Origin of the sequence: Brachybacterium sp. EE-P12, from assembly GCF_003711805.1 — a bacterium.
Classification (GTDB): domain Bacteria; phylum Actinomycetota; class Actinomycetes; order Actinomycetales; family Dermabacteraceae; genus Brachybacterium.
The window spans coordinates 103,891-127,212 of record NZ_QXCP01000009.1 but is presented as its reverse complement, the minus strand read 5'-3'; the positions used below and the strand labels follow the sequence as shown (position 1 = coordinate 127,212).

The window sequence follows — 23,322 nt, the reverse complement described above, 5'->3', positions numbered from 1 at the left end:
TTCAGGTGAACGGTGTTCAGGAGAGAGGTGGTCAGATGGACCAGGGGACCGACAGGCACGGCACGCTCGAGGAGCGGGAACGGATCGGCGGGCGAGGCGATGCCGAGGGGCCGTCGTGGTCGCTGGGCGCGCAGGACGTCGCGCGGGTCGCGGTGTTCGCCGCGCTCGTGGCGGTGCTGGGGCTGCCCGGGAGCTTCAGCGTGCTCGGCGCCGTGCCCATCACCGCGCAGACCTTCGGCGTCATGCTCGCCGGCGCCGTGCTCGGGCCGCGCCTGGGTGCGCTGTCGATCGTCGTGTTCCTGGCCCTGACGGCCGCCGGACTCCCCCTGCTGGCCGGCGGGCGCGGGGGCCTCGGCGCGTTCGTCGGCCCCTCGGCCGGGTACATGCTCGGGTGGATCCTCGGGGCGTTCGCGGTCGGGCTGATCGTGCATGCCTCGCCGCGCAAGCCCTCCGCGCTCCGGGTCGCGCTCGCCTCGATCCTCGGCGGCATCCTCGTCATCTACGCCGTCGGCGTCCCCGTGCAGAGCCTCGTGACCCGGCTCCCGCTCGGGCAGACCGCCCTGGCGAGCCTGGTCTTCCTCCCCGGCGACCTGCTCAAGGCCGCGCTGACCACCGCCGTCGTCTCCACACTGCTGCGCGCCTATCCGCGCGCCTTCCGGCGCACGTGGCAGCCGGCCCGTCGGCCGAGCGGCCGCCCCGCCGCCGCGCACGCGCCGCGATGACCCCGCGGATCGTGGTGCTGGGCGGCGCCGGGGAGGGCCTGCTCGACAGGCTGCGCGCGGTGCGCGCCGACGGGGACGTGCCGCTGGTCGGGAACGATCGCTGGCCGGCGGCCCAGTGGAAGGCGGTGCGCGAACTCGCCGCCTCCGCGCCGGTCCCGGCGCAGGCCGGCTGGGCGACCCTGACCTCGGGCACGAGCGGATCGCCGCGCATCGTGCTGCGCAGCGCCGCCTCCTGGGAACACTCCTTCGCGGCCGTCTCCGCGCTCCTGGCCCCACCAGGGCAGCCGGGCATCGCGGAGCCGGAGGCCGCGCAGCGGATCCTGCTGCCCTCGCCGCCCGCCTCGTCGCTCACCCTGTTCTCCCTCGCCCACGCGCTCGCCGGCGGCCCGCGCCCCGTCCTGCCCGGTGACGGCGACCGCTGCCGGGCGACCGCGCTGCATGGGACACCACAGGCCCTGAGCGCCGCGCTCGCCGCCGACGACCTCCCGCACCTGCGCACGGCGCTGATCGGCGGCTCCCGCCTCCCGGCCGGCCTGCGCGCCGCGGCGGAGGCGCGCGGGATCCGCGTCATCTCCTACTACGGCGCCGCCGAGCTCTCCTTCGTGGCGGTCGACACCGGCGATGGGCTCCGCGCCTTCCCCGGGGTCGCGCTCGAGGTGCGCGCGGGCGAGCTGTGGGTGCGCTCGCCGTTCACGGCCCTGGCGTGCCTCGGCGGCGCGGGCCCGGCGCGCCGGGACGGGCAGTGGATGACCGTCGGCGATCTCGCGACGCTCCAGGACGGCGTGCTCGCCGTGCACGGCCGCGCGGACGCCGCGATCCTCACCGCCTCGGCGACCGTGATCCCGGACGAGGTCGAGGAGGGGCTGCGCGAGCTACCCGGGATCGCCGACGCGCTCGTGGTCGGACTGCCCGCGGACGGCATCGGCGCCCTGGTCGCCGCGATGATCGAGGTGGAGCCCGGTGCCGCCCCGCCCACCGCCCGCCGGCTGCGGACGATGGCGCGCGCGAGCTTCGCCTCCTCCCACCGGCCCCGGCTCTGGTTCGAGGGCCCGCTGCCCCGCACCGTCACGGGCAAGCCCGCCCGCGCCGAGGCGCTGCGCCGCATGCGGGCGGGGGAGGTGAGGCGCTGTGCGTGATCGCGCCGTCGTCGTCGCCGCGCGACGCACCCCGCTCGGCACCCGCAGCCGCGCCCTCGCCGGTCACGGCCTCGAGCAGCTGGCCGCGCCGGTGCTGCGCGCCGTGGGCGACGACGCCGCAGCCGCGCTCGGCGCCGAGCCTCCCCTCGCCGACGTGCTGCTCGGCAACTGCATGGGCCCGGGCGGGAACCCCGCCCGGATCGCCGCTCTCGCCGCGGGGCTCGGCGTGGACGTGCCGGGGCAGACCGTCGACCGACAGTGCGGCAGCGGTCTCGCCGCCGTGCTCGACGCGGCACGCGCGCTCGAGGCCGGGGGCGAGCATGCTCGTCTCGCCGGCGGCGTCGAGAGCGCCTCGACCGCGCCGGAGCGCCGGCGGGACGGCACCGCCTACGAGCGCGCCCCGTTCACCCCGGCGGGCTGGCCCGATCCGGACATGCCGCGCGCCGCGGAGGCCCTCGCGGCCGCGGACGGGATCCCGCGGGCACGCCAGGACGCGCACGCCGAGCGCAGCCATCGACGGGCCCGTGCCGCCTGCCGCGCCGGGCGCTTCGACGCCGAGCTGGTGCCGCTGGGCGAGGTCACGGACGACGACTCCCTGCGCGCCTCGGCGCCGCCGTTCACCCGGCTGCCACCCCTGTTCCCGGGCGGCACCCTCACCGCCGGGACCTCCACCCGGATCAGCGACGGCGCGGCCGCCGTGCTGCTCGTCCCGGAGCGCGCGCGGGGCCGTGCCCCGGGGCTCGCGATCCGCGCCCACGCCGTGGTCGGCTGCGACCCCGCGCTGCCCGGGATCGGCGCCGCACCCGCCGTCGACGCCTCCCTGGCCTCAGCGGACCTGGGCCTCGAGGACCTCGCCGCGATCGAGATCGTCGAGGCCTTCGCCGCGCAGTCGCTCGCGGTGCTGGACCGGCTGGGGCTGCCGGAGGACGACCCCCGGATCTGCGCCGACGGCGGGGCCCTCGCCCTCGGCCACCCCTGGGGTGCGAGCGGTGCCGTCGCCGTGGTGCGGCTGTTCAGCCGCCTGGTCAGGGCGGATGCCCCGGCGGGGACCCTCGGCCTCGCCGCCGCCTCGATCGGCGGGGGCATGGGCATCGCCGCCGTCGTGGAGGTGGTGCGATGAACGTCCTGGACCTCGCCGGGGTGGGAGTGCGCCTGGGCGACGCCGAGGTGCTGCACGGAGCGACCTGCACGCTCGATGCCCGCACGATCGCGGTGATCGGGGACAACGGCTCGGGCAAGTCCACCCTCGCCCGGCTCGCGGGCGGGCTCGTCACGGCCACCGAAGGACGGATCCGCGTGCTCGGCCTCGACCCGGCCCGTGAGCCTGCCCGGCTGCGCCGGCGCGTCTGCGTGGTCTTCAGCAACCCGGACGCGCAGATCATCATGCCCACCGTCGCCGAGGACGTCGCCTTCTCCCTGCGCTCGCAGAAGCTGCCCCGGGCCGAGACGGCCCGCCGCGTGGACGCGGCGCTGGAGCGCTTCGGCCTGGCCGAGCTCGCGGACCGCTCCGCCCATGACCTCTCCGGCGGGCAGAAGCAGCTGCTCGCCCTGTGCGGGGCGTTCGTGCGCCGCCCCGAGCTGGTGATCGCCGACGAGCCGACAGCCGCCCTCGACGCGCGCAACGCCCGCCGCATCGCCGACCACCTCTTCGCCGCCGTCGACACCCGACTGCTCCTGGTCACGCACGATCTCGGGCTCGCCAGGCGCTGCGAGAGCGCGGTGCACGTCGCCGGCGGCACGATCGTCGACGCCGGAGCGCCGGAGGAGGTCATCGCCGCCTACGAGGACACCCTGCGATGCTGACCCTGCACCGGCCCGGCAGCGGGCCCTGGCACCGCCTGCCGGCGGGACGGAAGTCCGTGCTGCTCATGATGCTCGTGCTCGGCCTGTGCCTGCTGCCCACGAGCCGCACGAGCGCCGCGATCACCGCGATAGTGTGCGCGGCCTGCTTCGCGGTGCCCGGCGTGGGGCTGCGCGAGCTGCTCCGCCAGCTCTGCGCGGCGCGCTGGATCCTCGGGGTGACGGCGGCCGGGCAGCTGCTGTTCCTCGGGCCGGAGGAGGCGCTGGCGAACACGGTGCGGGTGGCGGCGACGGTGGCGCTGTGCGGCCTGCTGGCCCTGACCACCCCGGTCAGCACGCTGCTGGAGGCGCTCGAACGGGCGCTGCGGCCGCTCGCACTGCTGCGCCTGGACCACCGGCGGGCGGCCCTCGTCCTCACCGTCGCGCTCAGCACCCTGCCCGTGCTGGCGGGGCTGGCCCGGCAGGTGCGCGAGGCGCAGCGGGCTCGCGGCGGCGGGCACAGCCTGCGCCGCTTCGCGCTGCCCTTCCTCGTGCTCGCCCTGAAGCACGCCGACGCGCTCGGCGACGCGCTGGCCGCGCGGGGTGTGCGATGAGCCGGGAGGACCGGGCGGTTCAGAGGGACCGGGAGCGTCAGGACCACCAGTCGGGGCCGGAGGGCCCACCGGTGCTCGGGCCGACGGTCGATGCGCAGACGCGCTGCATCCACTACCGGACGGTGCTCGACGTGATCGCGATCCGCTTCGCCTGCTGCGGCGAGTTCTACCCCTGTCACCTCTGCCACGAGGAGACCGCCGGCCATCCCTCGCGGCCGTGGCCGGCAGCCTCTCGTCACGAGCGGGCGATCCTGTGCGGTCTGTGTCGCTGCGAGCTCACGATCCAGGAGTACACCCGCAGCCCGCACGACCCTCGGTGCCCCCGATGCGGGGCCGTCTTCAATCCTCGCTGCTCCCGGCACCACGCGCTGTACTTCGCCCCGGCGGGGGAGTGAGCGGTCGGCTTCGCGTCCCTGCTCGGGCACCCGGAAGCTGGGAATAGGCCGCACGTTCGCTGATAGCCTTCTTCGCGGTGAGGACGGTCGGCCGTCACGGTCGGCGCACCTCCTGCGCACATGCTCCCGGATCCAGAAGGACGATGAACGTGACCACCGACCCGGCCAGCGGCGACCAGGCTGCACGCCACGACGCGCAGCAGGCGCACTCCCAGCCGTCCCAGCCCGAGCCTCCTCAGCGAGGCCGGGCGCAGGGCACGGGCAGCGCCGGGCCCGCGCCGGATGCGGCCGGGCAGAAGAACCCCTACGTCGACTTCACGGGCTATCGGGTGCGGATGCCCGCCTCATGGCCCACGTCCGTCCGCGCCGCCCTCCCGTCCTTCCGCGGCGGGATCGGCAGCATCGTGAGGACCGCGCACATGCCGATGGATGCGCGCATCGGCTACTGGGTGTGGCTCATCGGATGCGTCCTCGCCATCATCGGGTGGGTCTTCTCGATCGCCGCGATCCTGCTCGGCATCCTCTTCAACCCGATCATCCTCGTCGGAACGGGGATGATGAGCCTGTTCGGCGACATCCGGTGGGGCGTGATCCTGTTCTACGTCGCCACCATGATGCTGTCGCTCGTCGTGCTCCTCCTCCAGCTCACCCTGTCGCTGAAGATCCGCGAGGGAGCCGAATGGGCCCGGGCGGGGCTGACAGCTCTCACCGTGCTCAGCATCGTCTATTCGATCATCCTCACGGCGGCAGGCCTGGAGTCGGGCGGCGGGGGCACCGTGGCGGTGTCGGTCATCTCCCTCGCCCTGCTCGCCTTCTTCTGGATGCCGCAGGCCAATGCCTGGTTCCTCCGGACCACCGACAACGGAGCGGGCCGCATCGACGCGGCCGGTGCGCCGATGTGATCGCGGCACGCGGACCGGACGGAGGGCCGCGTCCTGTCTCGGTGAGGGCGCCGACGGAGGGGATCCCCCGACGTGGAACGACGGAGGCCCGCTCTGCGGCCGGTCGATCCGCCACCCGGTGCCGGACCGTGCGAGCTCGCCGGCGAGCCCGAGCGTCACGGCGCAGTCCTGGAGACTCAGCCGGAGCGTCGCGGCCGTGCCGTGGAGCGCCGTCATGTCATCGGCCCCGGAGGCCCGGCGGCGGGAGAACTCGGCGCGGATCGTCTCGGTCATCGCGGGGTCGGGTTCGGCGGGAGTGGACTCCATGCCGTCATCCTGCCCTCCGGAGCTGACCGACGCGGTTCACCTCCCTCAGCATGGCGAGATCCTCGGACATCGCGAAGCCGGAGGGCAGGTCCCGGTGGCCGTGCGACATGGTCCCAGCATCCGGCCCGGCTCCGTGACTCCTGCGTGCTCCGCCGGTCACTTCCTCCTCCTCGCCGTCGGGGCAGGGACGGTCCGGCACGGGGCCCCGGAGCCCGCCTGGGCGCGGCCGGGCCCGCGCCGGAGGTGAGCCTCTGCTGCAGCGGGAGCGCTCTGCGGGGCACGGCGGTCGGCCGGCGAGGAGGCCGACCGCGGGAGCGTCGTCGGCGCGAGGGCGAGCAGCAGCAGCGAGGCGCCGATGCCCGCCAGCCCCGCCCAGGCCGCACCGGGCAGGCGCTCGCCGACCACCAGCACCGCCAGGACGGCGGCCACGGCGGGTTCGGCGAGCGTGAGCGTGGTGGCGCTGCTCGGGGAGATCCGCGAGAGGCCGTACCCGAACAGCAGGTAGCCCAGGAACATCGGGACCAGGGCCATGTACGCGCCGACCGCGAAGGACTGCCCGGACGCGAGCAGGGGCGCCCCGGTGGCCAGCAGCACGGGCATCAGGGCGAGGCCGCCCAGCCCGAAGACCGCCCCCATCGCCGCCGCGCGCCCGATGCCGCGCCGCATGAGCCGGTGCGCGCTCCACGAGTACAGCGCGTAGGCGGCGCCGGCGAGCAGTCCGAGGGCGACGCCCGCGAGCGTCGCCCTCGCCGCGCTCGGCGCCCCGTGCGCCGTCGCCAGGCACAGCACCGCGCTGCCCGCGATGCCGAGCGCCGCCGCGAGCATCCACCAGATGCTCAGCCGTCGCCGCTCCACCACCCGCTCCAGCAGCCCGGAGGCCAGGGGAGCCGAGCCGAGCGAGACCACGGTGCCGATCGCGACCCCCGCGAGATGCATCGAGCTGTAGAACGCCAGCGGATAGACCACCACGGCCGCACCGCCGGCGAGCAGCGTCCCGCGATGCGCGGCCAGTGCGAGCCGCTCCCGGCGCAGTGCGGGCACGGCGACCGCGGCCTGGAGGAGTCCGCCGATGCCGAGCGCCGCCGCGCCGATCGCGAGCGGGCCGACGCCGGGCGCGAAGGTGGCCGCGGTCCCCGTGGTGCCCCACAGCACCGCGGTCAGGAGGACGGCGGCGATTCCCAGCAGCCCAGCCCGCGCAGCTCCGTTCCCCATGGCGACCTCCTCGTGAGCAGGGATACCAGCCCACCTGCTGTGTGGCGATGTCCTCGCCGAGCCCGGGCGCCTGCGGAACAGGGCGTCCAGCGGCACGCCGAGGAGCTCATCGTCGCGGCGTGCCGCTGGACGCCCCTTTCTGCAGAGGGGCGCGGCGCGGCGGGGCGGTGGGAGGATGGGGAGATGGAGCCCGACGACGTGCAGTTCTTCCTCGCCCTCGAGGAGCAGGTGTGGCAGGCGCAGGTCAGCGGGGACGCCGCGGCCGAGCGGGAGGTGCTGCCCGCGGATTTCCTCGGCGTGACCGGCGGCGGTTTCGCGGACCTCGAGCGGCATCTCGACGAGCTCGCCGACGGGCCGATCACTGCGCGGTACGCGCTCTCGCAGGAGCGTGTGCTGCGCCTGGGCGAGGATGCGGTGCTGCTGAGCTACCGGGCCGACGCCCGCGCCCCGGGCGCGGAGGTCGAGGAGCGCTTCTACATCACCTCGCTGTGGCAGCGCCGCGAGGGGCGCTGGTGGAACACCTTCAGCCAGGACACCCCGGGGCACCGCTGAGACGCGGGCGCTGCTGAGACGCGGGCGCTGCTCAGAACACGATGAGGCAGCCGAGGCCGAACAGGATGAGGAAGCCGAACAGTGCGAAGCTCATGAAGTTGTTCTCCGCCGCGCTCGGCTCCCGGTCCTCCGGCACCCAGCCGTCGACCGGCTGCGGCGCGCTGGGAGTGCTCGGGGGCTGAGCGGCGGCCCGGTCGGGCCCGGTCGGCTCCGGGGAGGGCGCGGTCCGTCGTGCGGCGGTCCGGTCGGTTCCGATGCTCATAGCGCTGCCACCAATCTGCTCGTCTCGGTCCAGGTGGAGAGGGTCAGGACGACGAACACCACCGCGATGAAGGCGGTGTAGGTCCATCGCTGCGGATGGTCGGTGCGCCAGAACCGGCGCACGCTGCGGATCCCGTTGACGGCCGCGATCACGCACAGGGCGATCCCGACGGGGCCGGCGACCCACCCGGACAGGCTCAGCACCGGGATGATCACGGGGATCGCCACATAGGTGATCAGGCAGCGCAGCGCCGAGATCACCACGGCGATCCGGAAGGTCCGGTGCGCTCCCGCGCCTGAGCGCGGATCCACCTCGGTGATGCCCAGGATCCGGCGCGCCACCCGGTCGGGCACGCCGTCGGAACGGAAGCCGACGTGCTCCGGGGATGGTGCGACGGTGCTCGTCGCGGCTTCTGCGGGGGAGGCGCTCATCGTTCCGCCTCCACCCCGCGATCGCGCTGGTGGCGCCAGAGCCTCGCCGCGCCGAGGCCGGCCACCACCAGCGCGAGGGCGCCGACGAGGCTGCCGAGGGCGAAGCCCCAGGCCATCGGGGACAGCCCGGCCGTGCTCGGCCCGGTGCCGATGCCGCTGCCGATGAGGATCCCGAAGAACGGGGCGAGCAGCGCGACGACGACTCCCAGGAGCGTGGCCCAGAACCCGGGCGGGGTGGGGGACAGACGCACGGGGCGGCCGGGAGGCGCGGGAGCGTCGTCCTCGGTGACGCCATCGGGCCTCGTCGCGGGCTCGACGGCCGTGGGGCGCGGACGACCGGCCGACGGGGAGCTCGGGCTCATCGTTCTCCTCCTCCTGTGCTGCTCTGGTCGCCGGGGGCATCGCGGTCGCCCGGGTCCTCCGGGCCCGCCGGGGCGTTCGCCTCCGCCGCGCCTCCCGTGTCGGCGAGGCCTCCGGAGAGCTGGTTCATCGCGCCCACCAGGGGGCCGATCACGTCCATCGGCAGGGGGAACACGACGGTGGAGTTCTGGTCCGCGCCGAGCTCGAGCAGGGTCTGCAGGTAGCGCAGCTGCAGCGATCCGGGCGCCTCGCCGAGGATGCTCGCCGCGTCACGCAGCTCCGTGGACGCCTCGAGCTCTCCGTGGGCGCTGATGACCTTCGCGCGGCGCTCCCGCTCGGCCTCCGCCTGGCGCGCCATGGCCCGCTGCATCATCTCGGGGATCTCCACGTCCTTGATCTCGACCACGGAGACCTCGACCCCCCAGGGCACGGCCTGCTGGGCGATGGAGCGGTAGAGGTCCTCGTTGAGGTCCGCACGATGGGCCAGCAGCGTGTCGAGGTCCGCGCGGCCCACCACGGAGCGGAGCGTGGTCTGCGCGTACTGGGAGGTCGCCACGGCATGGTTCTCCACCGCCATCACGGACTTCACGGGATCGGCGACCTGGAACATCACCACGGCGTTCACGCGGGCGGTGACGTTGTCGCGGGTGATCACCTCCTGCGGCGGGATCGTCAGCGTCACCACGCGCAGGTCGATCCTCACCGAGCGGTCCAGATAGGGCAGCAGGAGCACCAGCCCCGGCCCGAGCGGGCCGCGCAGACGGCCCAGACGGAAGACCACCAGGCGCTCGTACTCGCGCACCACCCGCAGGGAGGCGATGAGCAGCACGAGCAGGAGGATCGCCACGACGACCAGGGGGATCATGAGCTCAGGCATCGTCCTCGGCCTCCCGCCGCTCGGAGGCGTACCGGGTGCGCCCCAGCACCAGCGGTGTGGGGGAGTCCGCGGAGCGGCGACGGTCGGAGGCGTAGGTGGTCCGGGACCGGACCAGGGCCTCGACGCTCCGCGCACGGTCCTGCAGGTTCTCGTCCAGGGACTTCACCAGCACGCCCTGCGGATCCGCGGGCGAGCGCCGCAGGTGCGACCACAGCGGGAGGGCGGCCAGCGCGATCACGGTCGCGGTCCCCAGCAGCAGGAGCCGGCCGGGCGTCTGCTCGACGGTGAAGCTCGCCGCCGCGGGCCAGGTCACGGCCAGGACGCTGACGGCGCAGGCGATGCCGCGATGGAAGCGGGCGGACTCCGAGGCCGGCCACGAGTCCACCATGCGGCGCAGCTCCCGCCCGTCGTCGGAGGTCGTGCAGGTGTCCTTGACCGGGCAGGAGTTGCACACCGAGGGGCTGCCCCGATAGCGCATCACGCGGTTGTAGGGGTCGAAGGACTGCGGCCACAGCCACTGGTCCTCGGGGCACAGCCAGGCGTCGTGGTCCTCGTGGTAGACGAACCCGGTGTTCTGGTGCTCGTCGTGCAGCACGTGCACCCGCTTGGCGAGCAGGTCGATGCCGTGGGCGGCCAGCAGCAGCACCAGCCCGTAGCCCGCGGAGAGCAGCGCGGTCATCCCGAACCCGTCGAGGGGGCCGTCGAGGAGCCCGGTCATGACTCGTCCTCCTCGGCGGCCTCGCCGTCGTGACGTCGGTCGGAGGCGTAGGGGGAGCGCGGCCGGGCCGTCCCGGAGCGTGGGGCCGCGCGCCCGGCGCCCTGCACGGGGGCGACGGCCCGCACGGTCCCGGTGCGGTCCTCATGGGCCTCGGGGGTCTCCTCGACGTACAGGGTCTCCGGCTCCATCCGGGTGACGGTCGCCCGGATCCCGCGGCGCACGCCGAGCCAGGTGATGTACAGGAACGGCAGGATCCCGCCCACGATGAACAGCACATCGCCGGGCATGCGGATCCACTCCAGCGCCAGGTTCTCGGTGCGGGTGAGGTAGCCCATCGAGCGGGCCTCGTAGTAGCCCTCGCCGACGGAGGCCCACAGCTGCATCACGCCCAGCGGCAGGAGCGTCGCGAAGACCATCCACGCGAGCCCGATGTTCAGCGACCAGAAGGAGAGCTTGGCCAGCCGGTCCGGCCAGCGGTCGGGCGGGACGATGTAGCGCAGCGCGAACAGGGCGAGGCCCACCGCCAGCATCCCGTACACGCCCATCATCGAGCCGTGCGCATGGTTGGCGGTCAGGGCGGTGCCGATCTGGTAGTAGGAGACCACCGGCAGGTTCACCAGGAACCCGAACACCCCGGCGCCCAGGAAGTTCCAGAAGCCGACGGCGACGAGGAACATGACCGCCCAGCGGTGCGGGAAGGGCGCCGTGGTGCGGGACTCCTGGCGGGAGCCGAGCTGCAGGAACGTCCAGGCCTCGACGGTCAGGAAGGTCAGCGGGATGACCTCCAGGGCGGAGAACACCGCGCCGAGGGCCATGTGCTCGACAGGCGTGCCCGAGAAGTACAGGTGGTGCATGGTGCCGATGACCCCGCCGGCCGAGTACAGGATGACGTCCAGCAGGATGATCTGGATCGCGATCCGCCGACGCACCACGCCAAGCATCACGAAGATGTAGGCGACCATCACCGTGGTGAACAGCTCGAGGAAGTCCTCGACCCACAGGTGCACCACCCAGAAGCGCCAGAACTCCGCGACGGTCAGATGCGACTCGTTGGTGGCCAGCAGCCCCACCGCGTAGAAGGCGGGGATCGCCAGCGCCGCGTACAGGAACAGCCAGGGCATGTTGAACTTCGACTCGGTGCGCAGACGCGAGCGGATGGCGCGGAAGATGATGAGGAACCACAGCCCGAGCCCCACCGCCAGCAGGATCTGGAACATGCGCGGCAGGTCCAGGTACTCCCACTGCTGGGTGAGGAAGGGGGAGCCCTCGGCCCATTCGGGACCGTAGATGCTGATCGCGGTGCCGCCGAACATGCCGACGACGACGAGGGCGAGCGCGCCCAGCAGCCCGTAGGAGAGCCAGTGCTGACGCCGCGGCTCGCGCCCGGAGATGATCGGGGCGAGGAAGATCGCGGCGGCCAGGAACGACGCGGCCGTCCACAGCAGCGAGAGCTGGACGTGCCAGGTGCGGGCGAGGTTGAACGGGAAGATCTGCGCGAGGTCGATCCCGAAGAAGCCCTGGATCTCCACGCGGTAGTGCTCGACCGAGGCGCCCACGGTCGCCTGGACGAGGAACAGCAGGGCGACGACGAGGAAGAACCAGGCCGTGGACCGCTGGGCCTTCGTGATCCCCACCGTCCCGGGCTGGAGGAACTGCAGGGAGGTCGTGTCGTTGCCCTTCCAGCCGAGCTTGCTGCTCCACCGTCCGTAGACGGCGAACAGCAGGCCGAGCCCGATCAGCAGGGCGACCAGCGAGATCGCGGACCACACGAGGATGTCGGCGGTGGGATGGTTGTCCACCCGCTGCTCGGCGGGCCAGTTGTTGGTGTACGAGTAGCCGAGGCCCGGCCGCTCCGCGGCGCTCGCCCATGCGGTCCAGGCGTAGAAGGCGGTGAGGTCGTGGATGTCCTGCGGGTCGGTGATCGCCTCGGGGACGAGCCCGTTGGCGGTGGTCGGGTCGCCGAAGAACTCCCCGTAGTAGCCCTGCAGCTCCTCGAAGGCGCTGATCTGCTCGTCGGTGAGGACGAGCGTGCTGGTGTCCTCGTCGAAGCGGTTGGTGCGCTGCATCTGCGCGGTGGCCTCGCCCGGGTCCTGGACGCCTTGCCGCTCCAGCTGCTCGCGGATGTGCTCGGAGCTCAGGCGCAGGTACTCGGCGGTGTAGTCGGGGCCCAGGTAGGCGCCGTGCCCGAGGATGGAGCCGTACTGCTGGATCCCGCGGGCCAGGAAGATGTTCTGCCCGCGGGTGATGTCCTCCCCGGTGTAGACGACCTCGCCGTCCTCGCTGACGACCTGCTGCGGCAGCGGCATCGAATGGGTGTAGGTGCGGTAGGCGAGCACCCCCATCACGAAGAAGCCGAAGACCAGCACCAGTGCGACGCCCTGGATCCACCCCTTGGACAGGGAGATCTCCGATCGCGACCGATGCCGGGAATCCTTGTCGAGGATGCTCACGCGCACGCTCCCGTTCTGCTGTGCTCAGTCGCGTTCGCCGGAGGCTCCTCGGCGGCGCGCGACACCCGATCCTTCCCGTCGGGGAGTCGACGTGCTGGTCAGCGTCTTCTCCCACGGGTGCCGACCAACGTACTCACGGGGCGGCGCACTCCCATGACGGCCGTCAATCGTCCGCAGATCGGCTGGTGGGCGCCGGGCGACGCCGAGGGCAAGGGACCTCGGTCCGCGCGGTGCGCACCCGGAGCAGGGCAGGATCCGGAGCATGGCAGCAACGGCGATGACCTCCCCTGTCGGACGGCGGACGATCCCCGTGCGAGAGATCCGGATCCCGCATTCCTGCCCGCAGCCCGCCCGGCTCTCGGTGCTGGCCGGATCGGAGTGGTTCGGATGCCTGGACGGGCAGGAGCTGGCCGAGGTCGAGTCGCTGATGATCCGGCGCGCCTGGACGGCGGGCGACCGGCTGTTCCATGCGGAGGACGAGGCGGACGCCCTGTTCATGGTCGCGCGGGGGAGGGTCAAGCTCCAGCAGGTCCGGCCCGACGGCAGCGAGGTGGTCACGGACGTCCTCGCCCCCGGCGAGGTCTGCGGGGCGCTCGGGATCCTCGCCCGGCCCTTCCAGCGGCACACCGCCGAGGCGCTCGTGGACACCTGCACCCTCGGCATCCGGCAGTCGGACCTGCGCCGCGTGCTGACCGAGCATCCGCAGGTGGCGCTGCACGTGATCGACCAGGTCGCCGCCCGGCTCGCCCGCGCCGAGAGCCTGATCGGCGCGCAGGCGACGCGGACCGTCCCCGCCCGGCTCGCGACCACCCTGCTGCGACTGGCGGCCAAGCTCGGCCGGGAGCGAGGCGCGCAGGGCGTGCTGCTCGAGGTGCCGCTGTCCCGCGCGGATCTCGCGGGCCTCGCCCGCTCGACCCCCGAATCCGTCTCGCGCGTGCTGAGCAGATGGAAGGAGGAGGGGCTGATCGACTCCGGCCGGCGCTGGGTCTCGCTGCTGGACCGGGCGCGCCTGGAGCGGATCGCCCGGGAGCAGGAGATCTGACGCCGTGCGGCCGCGGAGGGGAGCTCGCCACGTCTACCCTGGGAGGGACCAGAGGAGACCGAGATGGACGAGTCCCGTCACGCGATCGTGCCCACCGCGCTGGGCGAGCTGACGCTCACCGCCGAGGGGCACGCGCTGACCGGTCTGTTCTTCCCCGAGCACTGGCATCCGCCGACCCCGGCGCAGCTCGGCGACCAGGTCGAGGCAGCCGCGGATCCGCTGTTCCCCCGCACGCTCGCCCAGCTCGAGGAGTACCTCGCCGGCGAGCGCCGGGACTTCGACCTGCCGCTGCGCACGCACGGCGACGCCTTCTCCGAGAAGGTGTGGGCGCTGCTGCGCGAGATCCCCTACGGCGCGACCACCACCTACGGCGCGCTCGCCGAGCAGCTCGGCTCCCGCGGCCTCGCCCAGCGCGTCGGCCAGTGCGTGGGCCGCAACCCGCTGAGCATCCTCATCCCCTGCCACCGCGTGGTCGGGGCCGACGGCTCCCTCACCGGCTACGCCGGCGGGCTCGAGCGCAAGCGTGCGCTGCTCGAGCTCGAGGAGCCCGCCGAGCGCGCCGCCGAGCGACTGTTCTAGCTCGTCCGGATCGGGACCTCACATCCCGGCTCGCTCGCGCGTCTACCGTGTGATGACCATGACAGAGCCCTTCGAGCAGGCCGTCCAGCGGCACGGGGAGACCGTGCTGCGGGTGTGCCGCGCCGTGCTCGGCCCGGGACCCGACGCCGAGGACGCCTGGTCGGAGACCTTCCTCGCCGCGCTGCGCAGCTGGCCCGAGCTGGCCGAGGACACGAACGTCGAGGCCTGGCTGGTCCGGGTCGCGCACCGCAAGGCGATCGACGTGACCCGCGTCCGCACCCGCCGCGCGATCCCCACCGACCAGCTGCCGGAGCGTCCCTCGCGGGAGACGGTCGAGGGCGGGGACGAGCAGGGCGTGTGGGCGGCGGTCGCCGCGCTGCCCGAGCGCCAGCGGCTGGCGCTGGCCTATCACCACCTCGGCGGCCTGCCCCACGCCGAGACCGCGCAGCTCATCGGCGGCACCCCCGCCTCGGTGCGCCGCGCGGCCGCGGACGGCATGAAGACCCTGCGCCGCGTCTACGGGGCGCAGGGCGACGCAGCGGATCGCGAGCCGGCGCAGCAGGAGCAGGTGCGCTGCGAGCCGACGCACCGCGAATCGACACCGCGCACCACGGACGGAGAGCCACGATGAACCGCACCCCCGAACCCCCGCCGGCCCCGTCGTCCGGCCCTGCCATCGTCGAGGAGATGCTCCCCCTCGAGGACGGCAGGCTCGCCGGCCTGCACGCCCGTCTCGCCGCCCGCGCCGAGCAGGAGGGGCTGCTCGAGGTCGCCTATCGCACCGTCGACAGCCCCGTCGGCCCCCTCCTGCTCGCCGCGACCCCGCAGGGCCTGGTACGCATCGCCTATGAGCGCGAGGGCTTCGACGCCGTGCTCGAGACCCTCGCCGCACGGATCGGCCCCCGCGTGCTCGCCGCGCCGCGCCCGCTCGATGCGGCCGCCGCCGAGCTCGAGGAGTACTTCGCCGGGAACCGCCGCGCCTTCGACCTGCCGCTGGACCATGCGCTGTCCTCCGGGTTCCGGGCCGTCGTGCAGCGGGCGCTGCCGCGCATCGACTACGGCCGCACCCGCACCTACCAGGAGGTCGCCGAACTGGTCGGGAACCCGCGGGCGGTGCGCGCCGTCGGCACCGCCTGCGCGACGAACCCGCTGCCGCTGGTGGTGCCCTGCCATCGGGTGCTGCGCAGCGACGGGAGCCTCGGCGGCTATCTCGGCGGCGCCGAGGCGAAGACGCTCCTGCTCGCCCTGGAGCGGGAGGGATCGGCGGCATGATGGTCCCGAACCCGCACTCCCCGAGACGACGAGGACCCCATCTGTGAGCACCCCCGATCCCGGCATCGTCCTCGGCGAGGACGGGCTCGCCCGGCCCGCCTGGGCGGCGACCGATCCGCTGCTGCGCGACTACTACGACACCGAATGGGGCATGCCCGTGCGCGATGAGCAGGGCATGTACGAGCGGCTCAGCCTCGAGGCGTTCCAGGCGGGGCTGTCCTGGGCGACGATCCTGCGCAAGCGTCCCGCCTTCCGCGAGGTGTTCGACGGCTTCGACCCCGAGCAGGTCGCCCGCTACGGGGACGAGGACGTCGAGCAACTCATGGCCGATGCGCGGATCGTGCGCAACCGCGCCAAGATCCGCGCGGCGATCACCAACGCGAACGCGACCCTCGCCCTGCGGGACAGGGGCGGGCTCGCCGACTTCGTGTGGTCCTTCCAGCCGGAGCGGACCCCGCGCCCCCGCACGCCCGCCGAGGTGCCCACCACCTCCCCGGAGTCCCTGGCCCTGTCGAAGGCGCTGCGGAAGGAGGGCTTCGCCTTCGTGGGGCCCACGACGATGCACGCCCTCATGGAGGCGGTGGGGATCATCGACACGCACCTGCTCGACTCGCACCGCCGCGGCAGCTCCGGCGTGTGGAGCTGATGGGGGACACCGCCGGCCTCGCCCGGCTGCGGGTGGACGCCTGCGGCGCCTTCGACCACGCCGCCGCCCTCGCGACCCTCGCCGCGCACGCCGTCGAGGGACTGCACCGCCTGGATCTCGCCGCAGGGACGTTCACCCGCCGGGTCGACGTGGACGGCGCGGAGCACCTGGTCACCGTGCACCTCGACGCAGGCGGGGCGAGCCTCGCCACCCCGTCGCAGGACCCGGCCGTGCACGCGGCGCTGCGGAGCCTCGTCACGCACTGGTTCGACCTCGAGGCGGACCTCGCCCCGGTCGATGCCCGCCTCGGCGCGGACCCGCTCTTCGCCGTGCAGGTGCGGGAGCGGCCGGGCCTGCGGATCACCCGCTTCCGTCAGCCCTTCGATGCCGTGATCTGCACCGTGCTCGGCCAGCAGGTCTCCCTCGCCGCCGGGAGGCTGTTCGCCGCCCGGCTCGTCGCCGCCTACGGCTCGGAGCCGACGGCCGACGGCACGAAGGCGACGGCGGACGGTGCGGAGCTGATGCCCGGCGGCGAGTCGCTGCGCGCCTTCCCGAGCCCGGCCGTGCTCGCCGCGGTGCCGACGAAGGAGCTGCGGGACGTGGTGGGCCTGACCGGCTCCCGCGCCCGCACGGTCCATGAGGCGGCGGTGCTGTGCGCGGAGCACGGCGGGGGAGCGGAGCTGCCGGAGCGCGCGGCCCTGGCCGGGGTGCACAGCATCGGCACCTGGACCCTGGACCACCTGGCGCTGCGCGCCGGCACCGACACCGATGCCTTCCCCGCGAGCGATGCCGTGCTGCGCCGCACCCTCACAGCGCTCGCCCCGGACGCGGGCTCCGAGCGGATCGCGTCCTGGAGCCCGTATCGGGGCTATGCCGCAGCGCGGCTGTGGGCCTTCGGACTCTGAACCGCGCTCGTCCGCGCCGCCGTCGGTGGGGGGGCAGACCGCAGCGGTCAGGCCTGCGCGCCCCGGATCAGGTCGGAGGCGCGCTCGCCGATCAGCATCGTCGTGATGTTCGGGTTCACGGCCACCAGCTGCGGCATCACCGAGCCGTCCACGACCCGCAGGCCGCTGACGCCCTTGACCCGCAGCTGCGGGTCCAGCGGCGACATCTCGTCGTCGGCCGCGCCCATGCGCACCGTCCCCGCCGGGTGGTAGACGGTGTTGTGGGTCTTCGAGACGTAGTCGGCGATCTCCTCGTCGCTCTGGACATCCTCGCCCGGGAACAGCTCCCGGCCCCGGTAGGCGTCCATCCCGGACTGGGCGACGATCTCGCGGGCCTTGCGGATCCCCGCCACCGCCACGCGCATGTCGTGCCCGTCCTCGTCGGTGAAGTAGCGCGGGTCGACCTTCGGCTTGTCGCGATAGTCGATCGAGCGCAGCCGCACCGTGCCGCGCGAGCGGGCGTGGGTGACGTTCGGCGTCAGCGCGAAGGACTCCGGGGAGGTGGGGTAGCCCTGGCGGCGGGTGTGCATGTCGAAGGGCACCGAGCCGTAGTGCATCATCAGGTCCGGCAGGTCCAGGCCCTCCTCGGTGGGGGTGAAGATCCCGATCTCCCACCACTGGGTGGACTCGCGGGTCATCGGCTGGGTCGACTCCCAGGAGATGACGGCCTCGGGGTGGTCCTGCAGGTTCGAGCCGACGCCGGGGGAGTCCACCCGCACCTCGATCCCGATCTCGCGCAGATGGTCCGCGGGGCCGATCCCGGAGAGCATCAGCAGCTTCGGCGAGTCGATCGCCCCCGCGGAGAGGATGACCTCTCGGCGGGCGTGCATGATCGAGGAGCGGTCGAAGGCGTTGTCGATGTACTCCACGCCCGTGGCCCGCTGCTCCTCGTCGAAGAGCACCTGCATGACCTGATGGCCGGTGAGGACGTGGAGGTTCTCCCGGTCGCGGATCGGGTGGAGGTAGGAGACGGAGGAGGAGGCGCGGGTGCCGTCGGCCTGACGGTTCACCTGGAACCAGTTCGCTCCGTTGACGACGGTGGCGAAGTCGTTGAAGCGGGCGCGGGGGATGCCGGCCTGCTCGCACGCGTCCAGCAGGGCGATGCCCAGCTTGTCGTCGGCCGGGGCGTCCATCAGCTCGACGGGGCCGGCGCTGCCGTGCCCGGCGCCCTCGCGGTCGCGGTTGTTCTCGAGCCGCTCGATGAGGGGCAGCATGTCCTTCGAGCCCCAGCCCTCGGCGCCGAGGCGCTCCCACAGGTCCATGTCCTCCGCCGGCGGGTGGAAGGCGATGCAGGAGTTGTGGGAGGAGCAGCCGCCGAGCACCTTCGCGCGCGCATGGCGCATGAAGGAGTTGCCGTTCTCCTGCGGCTCGATCGGGTAGTCCCAGTCCAGCCCGGACTCGAGCAGCTCGGGCCAGCGCTTCAGCTGCAGCACCTCGTCGTGGTCGAGGTCGTGGGGGCCCGCCTCGAGCAGGGCCACCTCGAGGCTCGGGTCCTCGCTCAGCCGTGCCGCGACGACGGCCCCGGCGGAGCCGCCGCCGACCACGATGTAGTCGTACTCGGCGATGGGGTTCTCGGACGTGAGGTCCTGGCTGGTCATCTCTCCTGCTTCCTGCTCGAGGGGTGGGTCGGTGCGCACGGCGGGGTGCGCGAGGGGTCGGTGCGCACGGCGGCGCGTCGCACGGTCAGTCCTTGCGGGGGAACCAGCCCGAGACGGTCGGCTCGGTGTTCTGGTAGATGTGCTTGGCCTCGGTGTACTCCTCGAGACCGGTGGCGCCGAGCTCGCGGCCGATCCCCGACATCTTGAATCCGCCCCACTCCGCCTGCGGGAGGTAGGGGTGGTAGTCGTTGATCCAGATCGTGCCGTGGCGCAGCGCGCGGGAGACCCGGTTCGCGGTGCCCGCGTCGGAGGTCCACACCGCGCCGGCCAGGCCGTACTCGGTGTGGTTCGCGATCTCGATCGCCTCCTGCTCGGTCGCGAAGGTCTCCACCGTGATCACCGGGCCGAAGCCCTCCTCGATCACGGCGGGGTTCTCGCGGGTGCAGCGGTCCAGCACCGTCGGGGCGTAGAAGAAGCCCTGCTCGTGCTCGGGACCGCCCCAGTGCCCGCCGGTGCGCAGGCGCGCCCCGGCCTCGACGCCGCGCTTCACGTAGTCGGTGACCTTGTCGCGGTGGGCCTTCGAGATCAGCGGGCCGGTCTCGGCCTGCTCGTCGAAGGGGCCGCCCATGACGATGCCCTCGGCGCGGGCGACGAGGTCGTCGACGAACCGCTCGGCGATCGACTCGTGCACGATCAGGCGCGTCCCGGCCGAGCACACCAGGCCCGAGTCGAGGAAGCCGGCGTTCAGCGCGTTGTCGAGCGCGGCCTCGTAGTCCGCGTCGGCGAAGACGACGTTGGGGTTCTTCCCGCCGAGCTCGAGGGCGACCTTCTTGATGCTCGTCGCCGCGGACTCGGCGATCTTCCGCCCGGTGACCAGTCCGCCGGTGAAGGAGACCAGGTCGATCTGAGGATGCGAGGACAGGGGAGCGCCGACGGTGCCGCCGTCGCCGAGGACGAGGTTCGCCACGCCCTTCGGGAGCCCGAGCTCCTCGAGCACCTCCATCATGAGGATGGTGGTGTGCGGGGTGAGCTCGGCGGGTTTGATCACGAAGGCGTTCCCGGCCGCGAGGGCGGGGGCGATCTTCCACGCGGCCTGCAGCAGCGGGAAGTTCCAGGGCGTGATCATGCCGCACACGCCGACCGGCTCGCGGACCACGCGGGAGATCACCGAGGCGTCGCCCGCATCGACCAGACGGCCCGGATCCTGGTCGGCGATCTTCCCGAAGTGGCGGAAGCACGAGGCGATGTCGTCCATGTCGCCCTCGGCCTCGACCAGGCGCTTGCCGGTGTCCTTCGCCTCGGCGCGGGCGAACTCGTCCTTGCGCTCGGCGAGCCGGTCGGCGACGCGCAGCAGGAAGTCCCCGCGCTGCCCGGCCGGGACGTCGGCCCACTCGCGGCGCTCGAAGGCGGCGCGGGCGGCGAGGATCGCGCGCTCGACGTCCTGGGCCCCCGCCTCGGAGACGACGCCGACCTCGGAGCCGTCGGCGGGGCAGAGGATGGTGCGGGTCTCGCCGGTGGAGGACGGCACCCAGGCACCGTCGATGAACAGGGTCGCGGGGCTCTCAGTCATGGCTCTCCTCGGTCTGGTCCTGCACGAGCCCGCCGTCGGGGCGGGCGTCGGTCGTCTCGGGGTCGACGTGATCGGCGTCGTCCCAGGTGTCCGGGGCGGTGACCGGGATCGTGCCGGTCGCGGTGCCGATCTCGTCGCTCATGGTCAGGTACATGATGTGCGCATCGTAGGCGTCCAGGACATCGCTGATGACCTGGTCCTTCGTATACCCCATGATGTCTCGTCCGCGCGAGCCGGTGCGGGAGAAGATCTCGATGCGGTAGTACACGTCCCGCACGGTGGAGAGGTTCGCGGCGAAGCTCGGCACCGAGTAGGCGACGGGGTAGGCCTGGTACTTGAAGTCCTCCGCGTCGGGGAAGGAGACGACCAGGTCGATGAACGGTACGCCGTGATCGGGATGGGCGCCGCGTTGGCAGGCGACGTCGGCCCCGAGGCTGCGCAGCTCGGAGGCGACCTCCTCCACCGCCGGGGTCGCGACCTGCTGGACGAAGGCCCGCGCCCGCGTCTCGTCGGCGTAGGACATGCGGCGCTGGAGGCGCTGCCGCCACGGGAAGCGGTCCTGGGCCTCGCCCCCGCGCACGCGCGAGGTGAGCATCCCCGGGAGCGCGGCGGTGCGGGCGTCGAGGTCCATCTGCTCGGTGCGCAGCACCTTCCACAGGCTGAACATCACCAGGTACACCAGGATCGACAGCGGCAGGCCCACCACCACGGTCGCGGCCTGGAGGGTGTAGACCCCGTCGATGAACAGCATCGCCAGGGTCAGTGCACCGGTGATCACGGCCCACACGATCCGCAGCCACGGCGGGCCGTCGGAATCGGTGGTGGACGCCTTCGAGGTCATGTTCGCCATCACCAGCGAGCCGGAGTCCGCGGAGGTGACGTAGAAGAACAGGCCCGTGATCACGGCGAGGGAGACGGTGAAGACCGCCCCCGGGTAGTGCTCGAGCAGGTTGAAGAAGCCGGACTCCGGCTGGTTCACGGCGAGGTCGAGGAAATCCCCGTCGGCCGCGAAGCTCAGCGCCGCGTTCCCGAAGATCGAGACCCAAAGCAGGATGAACGAGAACGGGATCAGCAGCACGCCGACGACGAACTGGCGCAGGGTGCGGCCGCGCGAGATGCGGGCCAGGAACAGGCTCACGAAGGGCGCCCACGCGATCCACCACGCCCAGAAGAACAGCGTCCAGTCCGCCATCCACTGGTCCGAGGGGTACTCGGCCGTGCCGTCGGTGTAGGCGAAGGTGTTCATCATCATCCCGGGGAAGCGGGAGAAGAAGTCGCCGATGTTCTGGACGAGGGCGTTGAGCAGCTGGTGGGTCTGCCCGCTGAAGAGCACCCACAGCATGAGCAGGATCGCCAGCAGCACGTTCAGCTCGGAGAGGCGGCGGATGCCCTTGTCCACCCCGGAGACGGTCGAGATGATCGTGATCAGCACGGCCAGGCCCATCAGCGCGACCTGCACCCCGATCGAGGAGGGGATGCCGAACAGCGCGGTGAGACCGAAGTTCAGGAAGACCACGCCGATGCCGAGGGAGACGGAGATCCCGAAGATCGTCCCGATCGTCGCGCCGATCTCCGCGGCATGGCCCACCGCGCCGTGGATGCGCCGCCCGAAGATCGGCGCGAGCGCCGACCGGATCGACAGCGGCAGGTGGTAGCGATAGGCGAACAGGCCGAAGGCCATGCCCATCAGGGCGTACATCGCCCAGCCCGGGATGCCGTAGTGGAAGATCGTCCAGATCGTCGCCATCCGCGCGGCCTCGTCGGAGCCGGCGGGTGCATCGGGCGGGGTCAGCAGGTTCGTGGCCGGGCCCGAGATGCCGAAGAACATCAGGTCCACGCCGATCCCGGCCGCGAACAGCATCGCCGCCCAGGTGAAGAGGTTGTACTTCGGGATCGAGTGGTCCGGGCCCATCCGGGTGCGGCCCACGCGGGAGAACGCGACCATCAGCACGAAGACGACCACGATCGTGGCGGTGGTGACGTAGTACCAGCCGAAGTTCGTCGCGATCCAGCCCATCGAGCCGAAGATCGCGGTCTCGGCGGCATCCGGCCAGATCGCCGCGAAGAGCACGAAGGCGATGATGATCGCCGAGGTGCCGATGAAGACGGGCCGATTGACGCGGGAGTGCGCGGGCCGAGCACCTCCCTCCTTCAACGGGCTGGGGGCGGGCGGGGCCTCGGCCATCACGATCCTCTCGGTCGACGCTCGGGACAGGGCCGGCCGCTGCACGGCAGGCCCACGGGGGAGATCCGGCTCGGCGAGCGAGGAGCGCTGTCCTGGTCGCCGACCGCGTTCGACATTAGGAACAGGGTGTCGGATCCTCCAGTCGTCCGCGTGTTTCGTGAGGAAAGTGTCACCCGGCTGCGCACGATTGCCAGGAACGTCCCGGAAGCGCGCTGACCTGCGCGGGCGTCAGGGCCGCCCGGTCCACGGCCCGGCGGGGCTCAGCCGGCGGCGGCCTCGAGCCGGGCGATGTCGAGCTTGGTCTGCGTCATCAGCTCCTTCGTCACCGCCTCGGCGTGCGGGCCGGCGAGCAGCTCCTCCAGCCGCCGCGGGATCACCTGCCAGGACAGCCCGAAGCGGTCACGGCACCAGCCGCACTGCGACTCCGCGCCGCCGTCGGTGATCAGCGCCGACCACAGACGATCGACCTCCTCCTGCGTGTCGACGGTGAGCATGATGGAGACCGCCTCGGACAGGGTGAAGTACGGGCCGCCGTTCAGCAGCGTGTAGGGCACGCCGCCGAGGACCAGGTCGACGGTGAGCGGCTGCCCGGTCATGTCGGGTCCGTCGGGCGGGCCGCCGCCCTTCTCGTAGCGGGTGGTGTTCAGGATGCGGGAATCGGGGACGAGGGAGACGTAGAACTCGGCGGCCTCCTCGATGCGGCCGTCGAACCAGAGACACGTGCCGACTGCAGTCATCGTGCGGTCCTCCTGCTCGGGGCGGGCCCGGCG

General features: G+C 72.9%; 25 protein-coding genes. 14 read left to right on the top strand and 11 right to left on the bottom strand.

Annotated elements, in window-relative coordinates; translation table 11 throughout:
• Positions 1-35: 35 nt before the first annotated feature.
• From D1648_RS12780 to D1648_RS17925, 7 genes are all read left to right on the top strand, one after another.
• Positions 36-722 carry a biotin transporter BioY gene (locus D1648_RS12780; RefSeq protein ID WP_122942442.1) on the top strand — a complete coding sequence of 229 codons (687 nt, stop codon included), beginning with the start codon at positions 36-38 and terminating at the stop codon, positions 720-722.
• Positions 719-1,858, top strand: coding sequence for a class I adenylate-forming enzyme family protein (locus D1648_RS12775; protein ID WP_122943306.1), 1,140 nt, complete (start codon positions 719-721; stop codon positions 1,856-1,858). The genes D1648_RS12780 and D1648_RS12775 overlap by 4 nt, the downstream gene beginning before the upstream one ends.
• Positions 1,851-2,978 (top strand): thiolase family protein, encoded by a 1,128-nt coding sequence (locus D1648_RS12770; RefSeq protein WP_122942439.1) that lies wholly within the window; start codon positions 1,851-1,853, stop codon positions 2,976-2,978. The genes D1648_RS12775 and D1648_RS12770 overlap by 8 nt, the downstream gene beginning before the upstream one ends.
• Positions 2,975-3,661, top strand: a complete 687-nt coding sequence (locus tag D1648_RS12765) for an energy-coupling factor ABC transporter ATP-binding protein (protein ID WP_122942437.1) — start codon at positions 2,975-2,977, stop codon at positions 3,659-3,661. The genes D1648_RS12770 and D1648_RS12765 overlap by 4 nt, the downstream gene beginning before the upstream one ends.
• Complete coding sequence (locus D1648_RS12760; RefSeq protein ID WP_122942436.1) at positions 3,655-4,251, top strand: CbiQ family ECF transporter T component; 597 nt, start codon at positions 3,655-3,657, stop codon at positions 4,249-4,251. The genes D1648_RS12765 and D1648_RS12760 overlap by 7 nt, the downstream gene beginning before the upstream one ends.
• Positions 4,248-4,646: a CHY zinc finger protein gene (locus tag D1648_RS12755; protein ID WP_122942435.1), complete on the top strand. Its 399-nt coding sequence runs from the start codon at positions 4,248-4,250 to the stop codon at positions 4,644-4,646. The genes D1648_RS12760 and D1648_RS12755 overlap by 4 nt, the downstream gene beginning before the upstream one ends.
• 149 nt (positions 4,647-4,795) lie before the next feature.
• Entirely contained in the window at positions 4,796-5,548 is a 753-nt protein-coding gene (locus D1648_RS17925) for a hypothetical protein (RefSeq protein WP_164518715.1), read from the top strand.
• Positions 5,549-6,010: 462 nt separating this feature from the next.
• On the opposite strand, the gene D1648_RS12745 is transcribed toward D1648_RS17925, so the two are convergent.
• Positions 6,011-7,066, bottom strand: a complete 1,056-nt coding sequence (locus D1648_RS12745) for an EamA family transporter (RefSeq protein ID WP_122942434.1) — start codon at positions 7,064-7,066, stop codon at positions 6,011-6,013.
• Positions 7,067-7,249: 183 nt separating this feature from the next.
• On the opposite strand from D1648_RS12745, the gene D1648_RS12740 reads away from it, so the two are divergent.
• The gene (locus tag D1648_RS12740; RefSeq protein ID WP_122942433.1) at positions 7,250-7,618 is read left to right on the top strand and encodes a nuclear transport factor 2 family protein; all 369 of its coding nucleotides are present in this window, start codon (positions 7,250-7,252) and stop codon (positions 7,616-7,618) included.
• Positions 7,619-7,649: 31 nt separating this feature from the next.
• On the opposite strand, the gene D1648_RS12735 is transcribed toward D1648_RS12740, so the two are convergent.
• The 6 genes from D1648_RS12735 to D1648_RS12710 are packed head-to-tail and all read right to left on the bottom strand — an operon-like array spanning position 7,650 to position 12,716.
• Positions 7,650-7,880 carry a hypothetical protein gene (locus D1648_RS12735; protein ID WP_122942432.1) on the bottom strand — a complete coding sequence of 77 codons (231 nt, stop codon included), beginning with the start codon at positions 7,878-7,880 and terminating at the stop codon, positions 7,650-7,652.
• Entirely contained in the window at positions 7,877-8,311 is a 435-nt protein-coding gene (locus D1648_RS12730; RefSeq protein ID WP_241155489.1) for a hypothetical protein, read from the bottom strand. The genes D1648_RS12735 and D1648_RS12730 overlap by 4 nt, the downstream gene beginning before the upstream one ends.
• Positions 8,308-8,673, bottom strand: coding sequence for a hypothetical protein (locus tag D1648_RS12725; RefSeq protein ID WP_122942431.1), 366 nt, complete (start codon positions 8,671-8,673; stop codon positions 8,308-8,310). The genes D1648_RS12730 and D1648_RS12725 overlap by 4 nt, the downstream gene beginning before the upstream one ends.
• Positions 8,670-9,548, bottom strand: coding sequence for a slipin family protein (locus D1648_RS12720; protein WP_122942429.1), 879 nt, complete (start codon positions 9,546-9,548; stop codon positions 8,670-8,672). Before D1648_RS12720 ends, D1648_RS12725 begins: the two co-directional genes overlap by 4 nt.
• Positions 9,541-10,266, bottom strand: coding sequence for a hypothetical protein (locus D1648_RS12715; RefSeq protein ID WP_241155488.1), 726 nt, complete (start codon positions 10,264-10,266; stop codon positions 9,541-9,543). The genes D1648_RS12720 and D1648_RS12715 overlap by 8 nt, the downstream gene beginning before the upstream one ends.
• On the bottom strand, positions 10,263-12,716 hold the full coding sequence (locus D1648_RS12710; RefSeq protein WP_122942427.1) for a nitric-oxide reductase large subunit: 2,454 nt from the start codon (positions 12,714-12,716) through the stop codon (positions 10,263-10,265). Before D1648_RS12710 ends, D1648_RS12715 begins: the two co-directional genes overlap by 4 nt.
• Before the next feature lie 262 nt (positions 12,717-12,978).
• On the opposite strand from D1648_RS12710, the gene D1648_RS12705 reads away from it, so the two are divergent.
• From D1648_RS12705 to D1648_RS12680, 6 genes are all read left to right on the top strand, one after another.
• On the top strand, positions 12,979-13,758 hold the full coding sequence (locus D1648_RS12705; protein WP_241155487.1) for a Crp/Fnr family transcriptional regulator: 780 nt from the start codon (positions 12,979-12,981) through the stop codon (positions 13,756-13,758).
• Between the two features lie 63 nt (positions 13,759-13,821).
• Positions 13,822-14,337, top strand: coding sequence for a methylated-DNA--[protein]-cysteine S-methyltransferase (locus tag D1648_RS12700; protein ID WP_122942422.1), 516 nt, complete (start codon positions 13,822-13,824; stop codon positions 14,335-14,337).
• A 58-nt stretch (positions 14,338-14,395) separates the two neighbouring features.
• Positions 14,396-14,968 (top strand): RNA polymerase sigma factor, encoded by a 573-nt coding sequence (locus tag D1648_RS12695; protein WP_122942420.1) that lies wholly within the window; start codon positions 14,396-14,398, stop codon positions 14,966-14,968.
• A gap of 56 nt (positions 14,969-15,024) precedes the next feature.
• Positions 15,025-15,609 (top strand): methylated-DNA--[protein]-cysteine S-methyltransferase, encoded by a 585-nt coding sequence (locus tag D1648_RS12690; protein WP_122943298.1) that lies wholly within the window; start codon positions 15,025-15,027, stop codon positions 15,607-15,609.
• A gap of 43 nt (positions 15,610-15,652) precedes the next feature.
• A complete protein-coding gene (locus D1648_RS12685) occupies positions 15,653-16,255 on the top strand; it encodes a DNA-3-methyladenine glycosylase I (RefSeq protein ID WP_122942418.1) in 603 nt (200 codons plus the stop codon).
• Positions 16,255-17,160, top strand: a complete 906-nt coding sequence (locus D1648_RS12680; protein ID WP_122942416.1) for a DNA-3-methyladenine glycosylase — start codon at positions 16,255-16,257, stop codon at positions 17,158-17,160. The genes D1648_RS12685 and D1648_RS12680 overlap by 1 nt, the downstream gene beginning before the upstream one ends.
• Positions 17,161-17,207: 47 nt before the next feature.
• On the opposite strand, the gene D1648_RS12675 is transcribed toward D1648_RS12680, so the two are convergent.
• The 4 genes from D1648_RS12675 to D1648_RS12660 all read right to left on the bottom strand — a co-directional run bounded on the left by D1648_RS12675 (position 17,208) and on the right by D1648_RS12660 (position 23,289).
• Positions 17,208-18,797 (bottom strand): GMC family oxidoreductase, encoded by a 1,590-nt coding sequence (locus tag D1648_RS12675; RefSeq protein WP_122942414.1) that lies wholly within the window; start codon positions 18,795-18,797, stop codon positions 17,208-17,210.
• An 85-nt stretch (positions 18,798-18,882) separates the two neighbouring features.
• On the bottom strand, positions 18,883-20,367 hold the full coding sequence (locus D1648_RS12670; RefSeq protein WP_122942412.1) for an aldehyde dehydrogenase family protein: 1,485 nt from the start codon (positions 20,365-20,367) through the stop codon (positions 18,883-18,885).
• Complete coding sequence (gene betT / locus D1648_RS12665) at positions 20,360-22,552, bottom strand: choline BCCT transporter BetT (protein ID WP_122942410.1); 2,193 nt, start codon at positions 22,550-22,552, stop codon at positions 20,360-20,362. The genes D1648_RS12670 and betT overlap by 8 nt, the downstream gene beginning before the upstream one ends.
• A gap of 260 nt (positions 22,553-22,812) precedes the next feature.
• Positions 22,813-23,289 carry a VOC family protein gene (locus tag D1648_RS12660; protein WP_122943296.1) on the bottom strand — a complete coding sequence of 159 codons (477 nt, stop codon included), beginning with the start codon at positions 23,287-23,289 and terminating at the stop codon, positions 22,813-22,815.
• Positions 23,290-23,322: the final 33 nt, after the last annotated feature.